We start from the raw sequence: 18,717 nt of genomic DNA, 5'->3' as shown, positions 1-18,717 counted from the left end.
TAAACAACAGGAAACCTATACATTTTTTGTATAGTGTTTTTTTAATACCTAAATAAAGAGTGAATTGAGTGAGGAGACAAACATATGCGCAATGTCATGAGTAAAAAAATATCATTGTTTATATTGATTTTAACTGTATCTGTCATTGCGCAAATATTTGCTGTTCCATTAATTTTTGGTTTAACCTTATGTTTTGCACCGGTTTTATACTTAGCATCCATTCGAATTTTTGGCTTCCGTTTTGCACTTTTGTTAACGATTTGTATGAGTTTACTTACGCATTTTCTTCATATTGGCAATTCATTTGTCTTCATTAGTATTCTTGAAGTACTGATCATAGGAGTGTTTTATTCTAAAAAAGGAAAAGACCTTTTTACCTGGAGTTTTGCTTATTCTATCATTCTATTTATACTATATTTTATGGTGGAATTACTCTTTCCAGAGGTTTTTGAAAGTATAAAGATTTTAACTAACTTTATGATCCTTCAAGTTATTACCGCTACTTTGTTTTCTGCTTTAGTTGCAGATATGTTATGTGATTATCTTCCGCTCATTTCCAAATTAAAAAGCTGGTTTCCTGCACATAACCAGTTATATTTTGGACAGGTGATTTCTCACATACTAATTTTCTCGGCTGTATTCCCGTTACTCATTATCATTTTAGTTAATGCTAGAGCGATGGAAAATGATATATATCAAGAGTATTACCTTCAATATCAACAGTTGGAAGAGAGATTACAACGGAAAATAGCAGAAATGGATTCTAATGACATTCAAAATTATGAATTAGACGCTGAATTAGAAAAAGCTAAAATTAAATCGATTTTAGATGAGTTTATCGGCACTTCAAACAAACGAATCTTGATTATGGATCAAGAAAAGCAAATATGGCTTGATACGAAAAATCAAAATGAATCAAGTTCTAACCTAGAAATGGAAGCTGGATTTGTTAAAGAGGTTCATTCACATGGTTTTATTTGGCTACCGTCGAGTCACCAAACTCTATCTGATTGGTATCAAGGCTATTATATCGGGGAAACTGCCTTTTTAAACAAAACAACATTATTAATTATTCCTATTAGTAGTGGTGTGCTAGCATTAGCTACTCACCTTACTGATTACCTTTTGTTCGCATTGTTTGTTTTATTCATTGCGTTAGTATTTGGTATGTTAGTGAATCGAATATTATCGAATTCTTTATCACATCTGACTCAAATGACGACCGATTTACCAGGCAAAATGAAGCGACAAGAAACCTTTTATTGGAAAGATACACCGATTGATGAATTTTCAAAATTGGGACAAAACATTGGAAAAGTAGCAAACCAGCTGCAGCAAATGTTTGCCGATGCTAAAAAGAAAAATGACTTACTTACGGCAAGGACCAATCAACTTAAAGAATCAGAGTCAAAACTATATCGATTAGCACACTTTGATACGTTAACAGATTTGCCAAATCGTTATTCATTTCATATTGATTTAACAGAGATGCTTGAGGAGCAAGCGAAGCAAGATCGCTTTTCGATTGTATTTATTGATTTGGATAAATTTAAACAAGTCAATGATACGCTTGGACATAGTGGAGGAGATTTATTGCTAAAATTGTTTGCTAAACGGTTAAAGAGATTTGAACGAGGAAAGCCTATTACATTCTATCGTTTAGCCGGTGATGAATTTGTAGCAATTGTGGAATTAACAACAGAGGAAGAAGTACAAAGGTTATGCAAACAATTACTTGAAGCCATTATTCAACCTTTAATGATTAATCAAACAGAAATAACGTTGACAGCTAGTATTGGCATAAGTTTTTATCCTGATAATGGGAGGACTTTAGATGACTTATTGCATCATGCTGATTCGTTAATGTATGAAGAGAAAAAACGTCATCAAGATCTAGAAGATTTGACATATGGGGAGGAAAACGATTGAAACCATTCAGAATATGGATAGCGGCAATAAGTATACTGTTCTTAGTAGGTTGTCATTCTTCAAGTTTTAAGCCCTTTCAGGAATCTTCTCTAAGTAGTGACTTGGTTGAGGTAGAAGAGGAGTCTGTACAAGCGAACGAATTGGTCATTTGGACACATCGTAACGTCTTTGAAGATTCATTACCAGAGTTTTTAGACATGCATCCAGATGTTGATGTCAATATAAAAGAGATTGATGAACATAATCTAATTAAAGAGTATCGTCAAGGAATGTTAGCTGGAAAAACACCTGATCTATATATTTTACCTGATTATGTTTTAGGTGAATTTACTGGTATAAGCGGTTTTGAAAATTTATACGAAAAAAGATATTATGAGGAAAGTTTTTTTGAGCGAAGACCAGAAAGCTTGTTAAATCATTATAAAAGTGAAGATGGAACCGAAATGTTTGCCATCCCGTTATTGTTTTTCCCTTATGTTACTTACTATCGTGCTGATATTTTAAGTGAATATGGCTATCCTAGTGACCCACTAGAATTGTCCAGTTATATAAATGAAGATGAAAATTGGCTGGAAATGGCTCAAGACCTCAAAGAAAATGGCCACTATATTTTAGATTCAGAGCACATGTTATTGGAGATGGTTTTAAGAACCAATTATTTTCTGGATGAAGAATTTGAGTATTTAGGGGGAAATGAGCCTTTTGTTACTACTTTTAATATCGCAACAGCGGTAGTCGAAAAAGATCTTAGTCCTTATGTTAATATTTGGGATGAAAGAGGAAGAGAAGCATTTCAAAATGATGAATTGGTGATGTTTCAAATGGCCAGTTATGTTGCAAGTCATTTACAGGAGTGGGTTCCAGAGCAAAATGGAAAATGGGGAATCACGACTTTACCATTTGGATTAGCAGGTGTGGACAAACAGGCAAGTATGTCTATTGCCATCTCTGAAAAAAGCCAACATAAGGACTTGGCATGGGAATTTGCCAAAAAGATGGCTGATGACATGCTATATATGTATGAACATGTAGAAAATGATCCATATTTCATTAATCCCGACTTAAAACAACTTTACTGGATTGCCTTGAACAAAGAAGTCCCAGGTACACCTCAATCTTTAGATCAAAACATCAAATTTATTTGGGATGTAGCGATGAAAGATTTCCATGGTGGAAAGGCTATTACAAGTGAAGCAATCGAAAATATAAATGAGGAAATAAAGGAAAGAATCAAATATGATCAGAGAGCATTACAGAAATTACTAAACTCAAAGACACAGGAAGAGGCCAAATGGGAATAAAAGAGTATATGTTCAAAGGAAAGGGAAGTGGGCAGCCGAAGCGATGGTTATGTGATTGATATATTTCAAAATGGTCACTAAAACAATTCATATTCTTCTAACCTACTAAAGCACCTTATTTCAAGTAGCTCGTGTTGTATAGCGGTCTCTTAACCATTAAGAACGCCTATTTTACTATCATTTCGTGTCAATTAGACCGTTTCTAATCGCTGACAACTAAATCCATACTTCATCAAACGAATACACACACACTTTATTACTTATCAACTTATTGGAATGTATTGATGCCTAATCGATATAGGATTATGATGATATGATGTTATAATTAGAATATAAGGTATTTATAGAAGTGGTTGGTGATCAAGATGGAAATGGAATTAAAAATATCCACCGGAATTCCTGGGTTTGATAAGACGATTGACTCGCTGAGACTAGGAGATAATGTAGTATGGCAAGTGGATAACATTCATGCCTATAAAGATATTATTACTCCGTATGTTGACAAAGCTTTACGAGATGGTCGAAAAGTTATCTATGTACGCTTCGGTAAACATGAACCATTGGTTGAAAGAGAAGAAGTTCAACAGTACAATGTGGATGCTAAAAAAGGATTTGAAAGCTTTGCTACCGAAATTCATCGGTTAATTGAAAATGAAGGATTTAAAACGTTTTATGTATTCGATAGTTTGACGGATTTATTATCAAGTTGGTGTTCGGATTTAATGATCGGCAACTTTTTTAAAGTGTGCTGTCCTTATTTATATGAATTAGATACAGTAGCATATTTTGCGATTAACCGGAATGTTCATACGTATGCAACAATCGCCCGAATACGTGAAACTACACAAGTTTTGTTAGATTTGTATGAAGTGGATGGCAAACACTATATTCATCCGTTAAAAGTATGGCAACGCTACTCTCCTACAATGTTTTTCCCTCATTTAATTGAAGATGAGCGGGTGAAAAGTATTACAGCAAGTGCAGAGGCATCTGCTTTATTTTCTAATATCAATCGTGTAGAAGAACGAATGGATTATTGGGATGTTATTTTTTCAAGAGCACATGACGATTTACAAAAAGATCAGGTGACGCAAGAAAAAACAAAAAGATTATTGATGACTCTGTTAATTGGTGAAAAGTCGAGAATGTTTGATTTATGTGATCAATACTTTACATTACAAGACATTCTGACGATTGCTTCCAGGGAAGTTGGTACAGGATTTATCGGTGGAAAAAGTGTCGGGATGCTGTTAGCTAGAAAAATATTAAAAGAAGACAAAAAGAATCGTTTTGCAAAATATATGGAAGCACATGATTCTTTTTATATTGGATCTGATATTTTCTATACCTATATAGTGCAAAATGGCGGATGGAAATTGCGTGTTAAACAGAAAACAAAAGAAGGCTATTATACGTATGCAAGGGAACTACGAGAGAAATTACTAAATGGAGAATTCCCTGCCAACATTAAGGAACAATTCGTCCAAGTACTCGAATATTTCGGTCAATCTCCGATTATTATTCGTTCCAGTTCGTTGTTGGAAGATAATTTCGGAAATGCATTTGCCGGGAAATACGATAGCGTCTTTTGTGTGAATCAGGGCACACCGGAAGAGCGTTATAAGGCATTAGAAGATGCGATCCGTACTGTATACGCCAGTACAATGAATGAAGATGCACTGGAATATCGAATGAATCGTGGGTTATTTGAAAAAGATGAACAAATGGCAATTTTGATTCAGCGAGTATCTGGTGATCACTATGAAGATAACTTCTTCCCGCATGTTGCTGGAGTTGGTAACTCTTCCAATCTGTATGTATGGGACAAAAGCGTTGATATGGATGCAGGTATGATTCGTTTAGTGTTCGGGCTAGGTACTAGAGCAGTGGACCGAACCGTTGATGACTATGCCAAGATTGTTACATTAGATCAGCCGACAAGGAAGCCGTTAATGCATATGGATGATTTAAAGAAATTTTCGCAGCATGGAGTCGACGTTTTATCAATGTCGAGAAATCAATTGACTAGTGTGAAGGTTGATGAGGCAATAGCCAATGTTTGGGATGTTGAGCGTAATTTGTTCGCCTCGATTGATACCGAAACAGCTTTTCGTTTGAAGGATTTAGGGTATAAGAATATGCCGACACCATATATTCTCGATTTTAAAAACTTATTAAAAAATTCTACATTTCCAGAAGTGATGAGAGAAATTTTAGCAGAAATAGCACGTGTTTATGATTATCCTGTTGATGTAGAGTTTACTGCTAATTTCCGTGGTAAAGATGACTTTAAGATTAACATTGTCCAATGTCGACCATTGCAAACCAAAGGATTGGGGCAATCAGTAGAGATACCAGAAACAAAACCAGATGAAGCCTGTTTTATACAAACAGAGGGTAACTTTATGGGAGGTAATGTACGTATTCCAATCGATTATTGTATTTATGTAGATATGGATGGTTACCTCGATTTAAGTGAACAAGATAAATACAGCGTGGCACGCACCATAGGTAAAATAACAAGAGATCTCAAAAATGAACGTGTTTTTCTGGTTGGTCCTGGACGATGGGGGACGTCCACACCATCTCTAGGTGTTCCGGTTCACTTTTCAGAAATTCAACATGTGTCTGCTATCTGTGAGGTCTCCTCGCAAGAAAAAGGTTTTATGCCGGAATTATCCTATGGCAGTCACTTCTTTCAAGATATTGTTGAATCAGATATTTTTTATGCCGCCATTTTTGATGGAGAAGAAGGGGTTCGATTTGAACCTTCTTATGTGACGAGCCAGGAAAATATCTTAACGAATTGGGGAGAAACACCGACAATTCCAGAAGAAGTGATCCATGTTAGTAAAGTAACCGGGATGGAACTACTATCAGACATTGTGAAGCAGAAGTTATTGTGTAGATAGTATTACGCTATAATATAAGGACTGGAATTGTATTACTGAAATTGGACAACTCCAGTAAAATTATAAAATGCTTTTTTCTGATTTGGAAAAGTGCTGAATAACTCGTAATGTTAATCCTACAGTTTGTTGCTGTAGGATTTTCTAATGGAGTTGTTTCCGTAAGAAAGTTAAACAGAGTTGCCTAAGTAAGCGAAATATCTAGTCGAATTTGTTCTATATTGCAAAGAAGCAGAGTTTCTCAATAAACGAGAGCGATTTCGCAATAAAGAAGCGGTGTTTCGCAATAAACAAGAGTGATTTCGCAATAAACAGCTGCATCATAAAAAAGTTATCTCTTTAAAAGAGGTAAAGTAAAGCTTACATCGAACTATCATAAACTAACTTTTTACACGGAAAACCTCACATTTAAATTGTTAGATTTCCCGGTAAATGAATTATTACCGGGAAATCTTACAGTTTCATTTAGAAGTTTTGCTCGTAAAACGAATCATTAAGATAGCAAAGTAAGAATCCCACCTTTACATATTTACTTCAACTGCATAAACTTTTGAAACATTTTCAATCAAAATATATAAATATTCATCAAACCTTGATATCTCGGTGTTTGTCACAAAATCGTCACGGTCTGGTGTGATGTTGTTCACACCTTGTATTGGTGTGTTCGTGATTTAATGAACATAAGCAATAGAAATTGGGAACACGGAGGGATCAAGATGCCAAACAAAAAATCTCCATTATGGCAACGTATGAATTATCTAAAACCAAAAGAAAAATATGCAAACGATCATAGCCAATTACAGGAAGGTGATCGGGATTGGGAAAATGTCTATCGCAGAAGATGGCAGCATGACAAAGTGATTCGCTCTACACATGGTGTCAATTGTACGGGCTCTTGTAGCTGGAATATATTTGTAAAAGATGGCATTGTAACATGGGAAGGGCAATCAATTGATTATCCTTCTACAGGACCAGACATGCCAGACTTTGAACCACGTGGCTGCCCAAGGGGAGCAAGCTTTTCTTGGTATATTTACAGTCCGCTGCGTGTTAAATATCCTTATGTCAGAAAAAAATTATTAATGTTATGGCGTGAAGCTTTAAAGATACATGAAAATCCGTTAGATGCATGGAAGAGTATTGTGGAGGACCCGGAAAAAGCACGAATGTATAAAAGTGCACGAGGCAAAGGTGGTTTAGTCCGTTCCGATTGGCAAGAAGTCACTCAATTAGTAGCGGCATCTGTATTATACACAACGGTAACATATGGATCAGATCGTAATATTGGTTTTTCACCAATTCCGGCGATGTCCATGGTTAGTCATGCGGCAGGAAGTCGCTTTATGTCACTGCTCGGTGGACCAATGCTTAGTTTTTACGATTGGTATGCAGACTTGCCACCAGCATCCCCGCAAATTTGGGGAGATCAAACAGATGTACCGGAAAGCTCAGATTGGTACAATGCCGGTTATATTATGACTTGGGGCTCAAATGTACCACTAACCCGTACACCAGATGCACACTTTTTGGCGGAAGCACGATATAAAGGAACAAAAGTAGTGTCCGTTAGTCCGGATTATGCTGAATCGACCAAATTCGCAGATGATTGGATGTCGGTGAAACAAGGTACAGATGGTGCTGTTGCGATGGCGATGGGACACGTGATTTTAAATGAGTTTTATCAAAAAAATCGCACGCCATATTTTGAAGACTATGCTAAACAATATACTGATTTTCCTTTTACCGTAAAATTAAAGCAAAAAGGAGATACTTATATTGCCGACCGTTTTCTACATGCGAAGGATTTAGCACTAGAAACGACCAATAGTGAATGGAAGCCGTTAATGTACAATGCTTTAACAGAAGATTTCGCTTTGCCGCAAGGAACGATGGGTAGTCGCTGGGATAAAGAGGGCAAATGGAACCTCAAACTAATTGATGAACGGAATGGGGAAAAAATCGAACCAGTTCTTGGCTTTTTAGGAATCGAGGATACGATCAAAACAGTAGAAATTGCTTATTTCGATGCTAATACAAGATCAACGATGAAGCGTAACATTCCGGTGAAACAAGTAGCAATCAATGGGAAAATCGAGTATGTTACAACGGTTTATGATTTAATGCTCGCTAATTATGGTATTGACCGTGGCATTGGCGGTGAAGTTGCTTCATCCTATGATGAGATCGAAGCTTTCACACCGGCATGGCAAGAGAAAATTACTGGTGTCGATCGAAATCTAGTAACCAAAATTGCTCGTGAGTTTGCGCAAAATGCGATTGATACCAATGGCCGCTCGATGATCATTGTCGGAGCAGGCATTAACCACTGGTTCCATTCCGATGCGATTTACAGAGCGGTAGTCAATCTGGTGATCATGGTTGGTGCTCAAGGTGTAAACGGCGGGGGCTGGGCACATTACGTCGGTCAGGAGAAGTTACGTCCTGCCGAAGGATGGAACACGATAGCCACCGCAAAAGATTGGCAGGCACCACCGAAACTACAAAATGGAACATCCTTTTTCTATTTTGCAACGGATCAATGGCGCTATGAAGAAACATCGATCAATGAGTTAACAGCCAAAACGGTTGACGAGGCAAGATACGAACATCCAGCAGATTATAATGTGTTAGCAGCAAGGCTAGGTTGGTTACCATCTTATCCAACATTTAAGCAAAACAGTACGAAAGTATACGAAGATTCGGTGAAAGCTGGTAACCAAACACAAGAAGAAATCGGTAAATATGTGGCCGATCAATTAAAAGAGAAAAAACTAGAATTTTCCATAGAAGACCCGGACAATCCGGTCAACTATCCAAGAACCCTTTTTGTCTGGAGAGCCAATTTAATTTCTAGCTCGGGAAAAGGTCATGAATATTTCTTAAAGCATTTACTAGGTGCAGATCATGGATTATTAAATGATGATCAAGACTGCCTACGCCCATCAGAAATAAAGTGGCGTGATCAAGCACCAGAAGGAAAGTTAGATTTACTGGTTGACTTAGATTTCCGTATGGCAGGAACCGGTCTTTATTCCGATGTGATTTTGCCAGCAGCAACATGGTATGAGAAACACGATTTATCCAGTACCGATATGCACCCGTTTGTACACCCGTTCAATCCAGCAATTTCGTCACCATGGGAAGCAAAATCGGATTGGGATATTTTCAAAGCATTAGCAAAAGGGATCTCTGATTTAGCAGAAGAAGTAGATTTTGAAGCATTTAAGGAAATTGTCACAAGCCCATTACAACATGATACACCACAAGAAATTGCACAACCATTAGGTGAAATCAAAGACTGGTCAAAAGGTGAATGTGAACCAATTCCAGGTAAAACTATGCCAAATGTTCATGTCGTAGAACGTGATTATAAACAACTATATAAAAAGTTCACTTCACTGGGAGATAATATTGCAAAAAATCCTTACGGTGGTAAAGGAATCAACTGGTCCATGGAAAAGGAATATGAACAAACGAAGCATGCGATTGGTCAAGTAGAAGAGGAAGGTATATCAAAAGGCTTACCCAATATCACCGATGCTCGCGGTGCATGTGAAGCAATATTACGGCTTTCATCAACGACAAACGGTAAAGTAGCCGTGAAAGCGTGGGAAGCATTAGAGAAACAAACAAACTTAGAGCTGAAAGATTTAGCGGAAGAACGTGAGGAAGAACTGTTTACCTTTGAGCAAATTAATGCTCAGCCCAAAACAGTCATTACGTCCCCGGCATTTAGTGGCTCAGAAAAAGGTGGCAGAAGGTACTCCCCTTTTACTACCAATATCGAAAAATTAATTCCGTTCCGTACGATAACCGGAAGACAGTCATACTTTGTAGATCACGAAATGATGAAAGAATTTGGAGAAGAAATGGCGACGTATAAACCAATGCTTCACCATACACCGTTTAAGAAGGATCGCCCGCCAGTGGAAGGGAAAGAAATAACCTTAAATTACTTGACTCCACACAACAAATGGTCGATTCACAGTATGTATTATGATGCACAGCCAATGCTGACCTTATTCAGAGGCGGTCCAACTATTTGGCTTAACAAAGATGATGCAAGTGAGGCTGGTATTGAAGATAATGACTGGATCGAATGCTTTAACCGTAATGGTGTGGTCGTTGCCAGAGCAGTTGTGTCACACCGGATTCCGAGGACGATGGCATTTATGCATCATGCACAGGACCGTCATATTCACGTACCTGGAACCAACTTAACGAAAAATCGCGGAGGTACTCATAATAGTCCAACCAAAATTCATATGAAACCTACCCATATGATTGGCGGATACGGACAGCTTAGCTACGGCTTTAACTATTATGGACCGACAGGAAATCAACGTGACTTACATGTCGTCATTCGCAAACTAGAGGAGGTTGATTGGCTTGAAGATTAAAGCACAAATCGGGATGGTCATGAATTTAGACAAATGTATTGGTTGTCATACATGCAGTGTAACGTGTAAAAACACCTGGACAAATCGTCCGGGTGCAGAATATATGTACTTTAACAATGTCGAAACAAAACCTGGTATCGGCTATCCGAAACGCTGGGAAGATCAGGACCATTATAAAGGTGGTTGGGAGCTAGATAGCAAGGGAGAATTGAAATTAAAATCAGGTTCCAAAACAAAACGGTTGATGAACCTTTTTTATAATCCATATCAACCAACTATTGATGATTACTATGAGCCATGGAACTATGATTATGAAAAGTTAACGAATTCCGAAGAACGTAAACATCAACCGGTAGCTCGTGCAAAATCAGCTATCACTGGTGAGTTTATGGATCTGGAATGGGGACCGAACTGGGAAGATGACTTGGCTGGTGGTCATATAACAGGTTTGCGTGACCCTAACGTTGAGCAAATGGAAGAATCAATCAAAACGGAGTTCGAAGACGTATTTATGATGTATCTTCCACGAATTTGCGAACATTGTATTAATGCACCATGTGTATCTTCTTGTCCTTCAGGTGCCATGTATAAACGAGATGAAGACGGTATTGTATTAGTGGATCAAAATGCATGCCGAGCATGGCGTCATTGTGTAACATCTTGTCCTTACAAAAAAGTATATTTTAACTGGAAAACAAATAAAGCGGAAAAATGTACAATGTGTTATCCACGTATTGAAAATGGCCAGCCGACGATTTGTTCTGAAACATGTGTTGGCCGTATCCGCTATATCGGTGTCATGCTATATGATGCAGATCGCGTATTAGAAGCAGCATCTGTTGAAGATGAAGATAAATTATATGAAGAACAATTAACAATATTTTTAGATCCAAATGATCCAGAGGTGATCAAACAAGCGAAAAAAGATGGTATCCATGATGACTGGATCGAAGCAGCACAAGAGTCACCTATTTATCGAATGATTATGGATTGGAAAATCGCATTACCTTTACATCCCGAATACCGCACAATGCCAATGGTATGGTACATCCCACCACTAAGCCCTGTGATGAACGTAATTGAAGGAAAGGGCAGTGTAGCAGACGTTGACGATATTTTCCCTGCCATTGATGATATGCGTATTCCTATTGAGTATCTTGCCAACCTTTTAACAGCCGGAAATACGGATCATATACGGACTGTACTGAAAAAAATGGCGGTGATGAGAAGTTTTATGCGAGCAGAAACAACCGGAAAATCTTTTGATGAAGAGATCATGAAGGAATTAGGTCTAACGAAAGAAGAAACAAGAAAGATGTTCCGTTTATTATCGATTGCGAAGTATGATGATCGTTTTGTGATTCCAAAAAGCCACCGTGAAGATGTTCGTGATTTATATGAGGATCAAGGTGCATGTGGTCTTGACTTTGCTGGTGGACCAGGAAGCTGTGGCGTCTTGACCTAAGGAGGGAAATAGTATGAAACAGGAAGTGATATCTTCCACCTATCAGTTAATCAGCTTTTTACTTCGCTACCCAACGGAAGAGCATAGGTTGGCGGTTGAAGAAGCCCAAAGATTTGTTGCTGAAATCAAGGAGCTATCCATTAACAAGTCGCTCACAAATTTTCTCGATACTATCTCAGAATGGGATCAGGATCAATGGGTGGAACATTATATCGAAGTATTTGATTTCGGCAAAACTTCTAACTTATATATGACTTATTTAAAGCTTGGGGAACAAAAAGAAAGAGGTTTAGAACTATTAAAGCTGAAGAAATTTTATGAAGCGGCTGGTTTTGAAGTAACGGATAAGGAACTTCCTGATTTCTTGCCTTTAATGCTCGAATTTTGTGGGGAAGTAAGAAAAGAAGTAAGGCTCGAGTTATTAGCAAAACATGTCGCAGCGATTGTGGAAACGAAAAATAAGTTAGTCAAATTCGAAAGTGCTTATCATCTTTTATTAAACGCATTGATCACATTGATAAAGGCTGAAGGTTTGGAAGTAGAGGAAGAAGCGCTAACTGTAGAAGAAAAGCCATTGTCTTTAGAAGATGTTCGGATCATGCAATCTATGCGTGAACAATTAATTAATAATCAGCTAAGTTAAAGGAGAAAGGAGCGGAACAATGAGTGCCTCCATCGATTGGATTCTATGGGGAATCCTTCCTTATATCGTGTTAACCATATTCATTGGTGGTCATATTTATCGCTATCAAAAGGATCAGTTTGGCTGGTCTTCCAAATCAAGTGAATTTTTAGAGAAAAAACATTTGCGAATCGGCTCGACTTTGTTTCATTGGGGAATGTTGTTTGTCTTAGGTGGTCATTTTCTTGGAATATTAGTCCCTATAACTGTTTATGAATCATTCGGTGTTACCGAGCATCAGTACCATATTATCGCACTTGCATTTGGTATTCCAGCAGGTATTGCAGCAGTGATCGGTCTTGTTTTACTCTGTTATCGTCGTTTAAGTGTACAACGGATTAAAAAAACAACATCCAAAGGCGATTGGGCCGTCTTATTCTTTTTATTGATTGTTGTCGTATCAGGTTTATCAGCAACGTTTTTGAATGTCGATTCACATGGGTTTGACTATCGAACAACGATTGCACCTTGGTTTAGAGGATTATTCATATTTCGGATTGATCCGCATCTAATGGCGGAAGTACCTGTTTGGTTTAAAATTCACTTACTTGCCAATTATGCTTTTGCATCGATTTGGCCGTTTACTAGAATGGTGCATGTGTTCAGTTTCCCTATACGTTACTTGTCAAGAAGTTATGTGATTTACAAGAAACAAGTTCGAAAAGCTTAAAAAGGTGTGATAAAAAATGGAATGGAAGCAAAAAGCAAATACCATAATCGAAAAAATCCAACAAGGTCAACATCATCTGGTACAACGAGAAGTGGTGGAAATCGAACAACAGTTGAAAAAAATAGAGGAATTGTCTAATGCTGAACTTCTATTTCTTCATCACACAGCAGCTTTATTTTATCAAGCAGAGAAGAACTATTCCTTAGCTTCTCATCATTTTCAACAAGCTATGAAGCACCGTTATCGTGACAAGGAAGCGGAAGAAATTTGGCTGCAGGCACATCTTGCTTTTGCTAAATTGGATGAACAGTTCAAGCAATTCAGTCAGGCAAGAATGACATTAGCAAAGGTACTGCAATATCTTGAAAAGAAACAAGCGGATAATACTGAGATTGCCCGTGTTTATCAACGGATCGGCTGGTTGTTTTATCAAGAAGAAGAATTACATCAGGCCCATACCCAAATGGAGCAAGCTCGAAAACTATTGCTGGAAGAGTTAGAACCAGTTGATCCAATGGTAATGAAGGTTACCGATCAGTTAGCTGATATCTATGTCGCTTTGGAACAACCGGCACTAGCGATTCAATTGTTTGATAACATCATCGCTAGAGAGGACACCTTGCTTTCAGATGAGGGTAAAGCGACACTATTGATGAAAACAGGAGAGCTGCATTTTCATATTGATTTAAAAAAGGCTCGCCGGATCATTGATCAAGCTGTAAAACTGGTGAATACAGAGCATCCGTTATCTGTAAGAGGATTTATGTTGCTTGCAGAGATTGAAGAAAATCTTACAGCATTTCCACGTGCAGTGAAATATTATGAGCGGGCCTTGGAGATTATCAATCAAAAGTATGAAAAAGACCATTTTCTTGTCGTGTTTTTGTATTCTAAATTAGGTACGATTGCGTTAAAAATGGGCGAAGATCAAAAAGCAAAGCGATTTTTAGAAGCAGGTTTACCATTATCAGATAAATATCCAAAGATTCGCATGCAGTTTTTATATGCTTTAGGAAAGATTTATTCTAAACAAGAAATATATGAGCAAGCAATGGATATGTATACAGACTTTTTACAAGGTCTAGAAGCACAAGATAAAATGCGAACATTAGCGTATGCCAATACATTACAAGCCATCGCTTATAACTTTTTAATGCAAGCTGATGTAGATAATGCGATTGTACGTTATCATGAAGCACTTTCGATTTATGAAAAGCTAGGATCCAATTGCCGCAATGAGAAAGGATTAACGGCCATTAGACTAGGTTATAGCTATTATCAAGCAGGGGAGATAAAGCAAGCTGAAAAATATTACGAACTTGGTGCTGAGACAATTGAAAAAGTAAATGATCAAGCGATTAAACAAGAAGCCTATTTAGCGTTAATAGAATTTTATAAAGAAACCAATCAACCGAAAAAACAATATCAGTACGAACATAAATTAATTCAATTCAATAAAAAGAGTATATAATTGGCTAGTGGGTTCATGCTATAGGTGAGGTGATAGTATGGATCCAAAAAACAATTCCAAAATTGCAGAACGAAATTATGAGGTAGAAGATTATAAACGAAATGATCAAATGAGCAAAGGTTTAGCCGAAACACACGAACAAGTGTCAGATAGCTATATGGGCGGGGACAACGACGAAGAACAGACTGAATAAAAAGTAAGTTGTTTCCGGGGAAATATGAAGACTAACAATTTGATTTATGACCAAACACGAACATCAATATGGATGCTCGTGTTTTTGCCTTGGAAAAAATCATTCATTCTTCCTTGAATAAACGCAGTTATCCAAGGAACAGAACCAGCTGTCCGGGGAAGGAGGATAGCGTTTATCTAATAATAAAATGATTACTTAAATAATTCCAATTCTGTGGTGCCGGCAAATTCAATTGCCAGTATGTTACACCTAACAATTGATACTGATCGACTACATGATATTTTTCCTGATAACTCCTAATGTCCTCAAACCAAACGATATGCTCCTCCATTTCTTCCCAATATCGATACCACGGTGAGGCAGCAACCTGATCAAAGGCAATTACTGTTTGAGCAGAGATTGCCTGGTTTTGGGCACCTATAACTGATAAAGCAGCGGTCGTATTATCGGTTACTCGCCAATCATATCCATACAAAGGAAAAGCGATTTGTACTTTACGAGAATCAATTAAGCTTGTTGCATATCGGACAACCTCATACATCCACCACAACGGAGCTACTGGATCGGGTGGACCACCTGGATATCCATAATCAATGGTCATAACAGCTATTACGTCTGCAATCGCACCAATTGCCTGATAGTCATAGGCTCCCACAATCGGATTTGTTGGCAAGTCTTCTGTTTTTGCATGTACATTAACATGTAGAATAAGCGTACCAAGAGCGGTTTTTAATTCATTCAAAAATGTATTAAAATTATCTCTTTGTGCAGGAGGAATAAATTCTATATCCAGGGAAACTCCGCCATATTCTTTGTCATGAATAAACTGTAATAAACTATCGATTAAATTTCTCCGATAAACGGGATTAGCCAACACGTTCCCAGCTAACTCTGCGTCAAAATCTTCCGATGTAAAGTTACGAATCATTAATAGTGAGGTAACACCGAGCCGGTTACTTTCTCTTACGATCTCTGTATCATCTAATAATACATAGGCATTGCCTTCTGAAGTAAATGAATAAGATACAACTGCTAAATATGTAAGCTTATCAGATAAATTTTGAAGAATTGGTAAAAAGGTTTGTGGTGAGTAAGGAACAATAAATCCTAATGTTTCTATTTGAGGCTTTAATAATGTTGGAATCAAGAGTCTTTGACCAATATATAATTGCTCTGGTCCTACTATGGGGTTTGCATGTATTATTGCTTCTACTGTGGTGTTAAAACGATTTGCCAACTGCCAAAGCGTGTCTCCTCTTCTGACGATATAAGGTCGCAACTGACCATTAAGTCCTTCTGGAATATAAAGAGCTAGACCAGGTATGATACTATCTGGATTAGACAAACCATTCACTTCAACAATAGTAGAAACCGAAAGTTGGTATTGATTTGCAATTTGCCATAAAGATTCTCCGCTTTGGACAACATGAACGGTCATTCGTTTTCACCCCTTGTTCCTAGTGTATGGTCTTCCATTTATGAATTAGAACTAAAAACTGCAATGAATCGTTGCTAGTCTCATCTTCTTGAAAAATATAGTTGTCTCTTTTAAGTTTTTGTGTTAACTTTTATTTTGTAACGGTTAACGAAAGGGAGAGAATCATGCATTCTAGTAAATTACGAGCACTTATATTAGCAAGTATCTTCACGGCAATTACAGCTATTTTAGCACAATTACAAGTACAATTATGGGTTGTTCCATTCAGTGGACAAACCTTAGCAGTAGGATTGACAGCAACGATTATCGGCAGCAAGCTTGGCGCGCTTTCGATGTTTGGCTACTTGTTAATCGGTCTGATCGGACTTCCAGTATTCTCCGGTTTATCAGGAGGACCGCAAGTTTTAGTCGGGCCAACCGGAGGTTACATTTTTGGCTTTATTGCGACTGCGTACATAACTGGATTCATTTTAGAAAAAACATCCTTCAATTTCAGAATGGCATTGATCGCAAATATTGTGGGAATGTTTGTTACCTTGGCATTTGGCATGACGCAGCTTAAATTCGTGGCAGAATTAAGTTGGAGTGCAGCAATGGCTTCAGGCGTATATCCATTCCTAATCGTAGGAATCATCAAAGCCATTCTTGCAAGCTGGCTTGGAATTATGATAAGAAATAGATTAATCAAAGCAAATTTATTGTAGATAAGAGGGACAGGTTAATGGGCTGATATCGGTACATTAAATCTGTCCCTCTGTCTTGTTTTATGGTATGATAATGGATGTGAAATTTTTCTTTCTAAATAGCAGTTTTGCGTCATATAGTAGAAGTAATGTTCGAAAATTATAAGTTGAGATTAATAAGGGAGCGTTCATTCGTGTTTACAGATATTGACCAATTAAAAATACATTATAAACAAACTGGTGAGGGTCGTCCTGTCGTTATGCTTCATGGTTGGGGAACGAGCCTCGATTTGTTTGAGGATTTACAAAATAGTTTAAGTGCTCATTTTCAGGTTACGTCCTTGGACTTTCCTGGCTTTGGTCAAAGTGATGAACCACCTGAAGCATGGGATGTAGGCAGATACACAGATTTCTTTGAGCAGTTTTTAGCAAAGTTAGATATAAACAATCCGATATTAATCGGTCATTCTTTTGGTGGAAGAGTATCAATAAAATATGCAGACCGACACCAGAATAATGTACATAAGATAATATTAATAGGCAGTGCTGGTGTGAAACCGAAGCGTAAAGCAGATTATTATGTAAAAGTATACACGTATAAAACACTGAAAAAAGTGTTAAGCTTGCCAATTTTAAATCGTTATAAAGATGAAATTATTGCAAAATACCGTGGTAAAGCTGGATCTTCGGATTATCAAAATGCATCTAGAGTGATGCAGCAAACATTAAGTAAAGTAGTTAACGAGGATCTACAGCACCATATGCCTAATATTAAAGCACCAACATTATTAATTTGGGGTGCAAATGATGCGGCAACGCCTGTACAAGATGCGAAAATGATGGAAAAGTTAATTCCAAATGCAGGATTAGCTTTAATTGAGAATGCAGGCCATTATGTGTTTTTAGAACAAAAACGTCGTGTCGCGGTGATTGTAGATACTTTTTTAGAAGAGGATAAAGGAGCAGTTTGATGATGGAGATTATATTTTCAATTGTCAGTGTATTATGGATGGTATATGCTTTCTTTCGAGTGAAACAATCGATCCATATGCTGCAATTAAACAGTTATTTTAACAATCGATTATGGCGATGGATGACAGAGCATTGGTCAAAAGTTGTACCTATTCATGAGTGGTTAGCACTTATTTTCGCCCTACTATTATTTTTGGAGTGGAATTGGCTCATATTCGTGATCGCATTGCTAGGTCTATTCGTGCCTAGAACGAAACAAGAAAAGAAAAAATTAGCTGTTACCGCACGTGTCAAACGTCTGATTACGACTATTGCGATTATTTATCTTTTCTTATTCGCAACGAGCTTGCATTTTATTTGGAATGATTACCCGTTAAGCTATGCTGGGTTAGTGATGGTGTTAGGTTCGATCTTCACATATGGAGTAGTGTTATTGGCTAATCTTATTAACAAGCCGATTGAAAATAGAATCAAAGAATACTATTATCAAGATGCAAAACGAATGATCAACAGTGCCAAAAATACGAAAACAATCGGAATTACCGGTAGTTTTGGTAAAACAAGTACAAAGTTTATTTTAGATACGATTTTGTCATCACATTTT

General features: G+C 37.4%; 12 protein-coding genes and 1 pseudogene. 12 read left to right on the top strand and 1 reads right to left on the bottom strand.

Annotated elements, in window-relative coordinates:
• Nucleotides 1–84: 84 nt before the first annotated feature.
• The 9 genes from D569_RS0113860 (at nt 85) to D569_RS24025 (ending at nt 15,020) form a co-directional block, all read left to right on the top strand.
• The gene (locus D569_RS0113860) at nt 85–1,929 is read left to right on the top strand and encodes a sensor domain-containing diguanylate cyclase (protein WP_018933034.1); all 1,845 of its coding nucleotides are present in this window, start codon (nt 85–87) and stop codon (nt 1,927–1,929) included.
• Nucleotides 1,926–3,230: an ABC transporter substrate-binding protein gene (locus D569_RS0113855; protein ID WP_018933033.1), complete on the top strand. Its 1,305-nt coding sequence runs from the start codon at nt 1,926–1,928 to the stop codon at nt 3,228–3,230. Before D569_RS0113860 ends, D569_RS0113855 begins: the two co-directional genes overlap by 4 nt.
• Nucleotides 3,231–3,595: 365 nt before the next feature.
• Nucleotides 3,596–6,142, top strand: coding sequence for a PEP/pyruvate-binding domain-containing protein (locus D569_RS0113850; protein WP_018933032.1), 2,547 nt, complete (start codon nt 3,596–3,598; stop codon nt 6,140–6,142).
• 713 nt (nt 6,143–6,855) lie between these two features.
• Nucleotides 6,856–10,539, top strand: a complete 3,684-nt coding sequence (locus D569_RS0113845) for a nitrate reductase subunit alpha (protein WP_018933031.1) — start codon at nt 6,856–6,858, stop codon at nt 10,537–10,539.
• Nucleotides 10,529–12,004: a nitrate reductase subunit beta gene (narH, locus tag D569_RS0113840; RefSeq protein WP_018933030.1), complete on the top strand. Its 1,476-nt coding sequence runs from the start codon at nt 10,529–10,531 to the stop codon at nt 12,002–12,004. Before D569_RS0113845 ends, narH begins: the two co-directional genes overlap by 11 nt.
• Before the next feature lie 13 nt (nt 12,005–12,017).
• Nucleotides 12,018–12,647 (top strand): nitrate reductase molybdenum cofactor assembly chaperone, encoded by a 630-nt coding sequence (gene narJ, locus D569_RS22915; RefSeq protein WP_018933029.1) that lies wholly within the window; start codon nt 12,018–12,020, stop codon nt 12,645–12,647.
• 19 nt (nt 12,648–12,666) lie between these two features.
• Nucleotides 12,667–13,356 (top strand): respiratory nitrate reductase subunit gamma, encoded by a 690-nt coding sequence (gene narI / locus D569_RS0113830; RefSeq protein ID WP_018933028.1) that lies wholly within the window; start codon nt 12,667–12,669, stop codon nt 13,354–13,356.
• Nucleotides 13,357–13,372: 16 nt separating this feature from the next.
• Complete coding sequence (locus tag D569_RS0113825; protein WP_018933027.1) at nt 13,373–14,827, top strand: tetratricopeptide repeat protein; 1,455 nt, start codon at nt 13,373–13,375, stop codon at nt 14,825–14,827.
• 37 nt (nt 14,828–14,864) lie between these two features.
• Nucleotides 14,865–15,020, top strand: a complete 156-nt coding sequence (locus D569_RS24025; protein WP_018933026.1) for a YozQ family protein — start codon at nt 14,865–14,867, stop codon at nt 15,018–15,020.
• 172 nt (nt 15,021–15,192) lie between these two features.
• On the opposite strand, the gene D569_RS0113815 is transcribed toward D569_RS24025, so the two are convergent.
• Nucleotides 15,193–16,458, bottom strand: coding sequence for a glycoside hydrolase family 18 protein (locus D569_RS0113815; protein ID WP_018933025.1), 1,266 nt, complete (start codon nt 16,456–16,458; stop codon nt 15,193–15,195).
• A gap of 164 nt (nt 16,459–16,622) precedes the next feature.
• On the opposite strand from D569_RS0113815, the gene D569_RS0113810 reads away from it, so the two are divergent.
• The 3 genes and pseudogenes from D569_RS0113810 to D569_RS0113800 form a co-directional block, all read left to right on the top strand.
• Nucleotides 16,623–17,162, top strand: a complete 540-nt coding sequence (locus D569_RS0113810) for a biotin transporter BioY (protein WP_018933024.1) — start codon at nt 16,623–16,625, stop codon at nt 17,160–17,162.
• A 173-nt stretch (nt 17,163–17,335) separates the two neighbouring features.
• On the top strand, nt 17,336–18,112 hold the full coding sequence (locus D569_RS0113805) for an alpha/beta fold hydrolase (RefSeq protein WP_018933023.1): 777 nt from the start codon (nt 17,336–17,338) through the stop codon (nt 18,110–18,112).
• Nucleotides 18,112–18,717, top strand: a pseudogene (locus D569_RS0113800) (UDP-N-acetylmuramoyl-tripeptide--D-alanyl-D-alanine ligase); the annotation flags it as partial. The gene D569_RS0113805 and the pseudogene D569_RS0113800, both read left to right, overlap by 1 nt.

Source organism: Gracilibacillus lacisalsi DSM 19029, from assembly GCF_000377765.1.
GTDB lineage: Bacteria > Bacillota > Bacilli > Bacillales > Amphibacillaceae > Gracilibacillus > Gracilibacillus lacisalsi.
The sequence above is the reverse complement of the archived record's forward strand: the minus strand, read 5'-3'. Positions and strand labels throughout refer to the sequence as shown.